This is a genomic window from Bradyrhizobium sp. 23AC (assembly GCF_054863025.1).
The window spans coordinates 1-260 of sequence record NZ_JAVAYN010000219.1 but is presented as its reverse complement, the minus strand read 5'-3'; the positions used below and the strand labels follow the sequence as shown (position 1 = coordinate 260).

General features: G+C 51.9%; 1 pseudogene. It reads right to left on the bottom strand.

The features are described from left to right. Positions 1–260: pseudogene (locus tag RAD10_RS42180) on the bottom strand (NADH:ubiquinone reductase (Na(+)-transporting) subunit A); the annotation flags it as partial.

The window sequence follows — 260 nt, the reverse complement described above, 5'->3', positions numbered from 1 at the left end:
AACCGCCCTTCTGCGGCAAAGCCGGAGAAAACAGAACCGGAAATCACGCGAGTGTCTTCAGGTTTGATAATATCCCCTGCCAAGAGTTCATCAGTACAAGCCCCAACGCGTGTACGCACTAAGCGATTTTTTTCGGCACGCGGCCCGCCTACTGCGACAACACGACTCAGGTCTAATTTGCCTTCTGCAAATAATTTACCGACGGCAATCACGTCCTGGTAACCGATGTGCCACACTTTTTTGTGTAACGCGACCGGCGA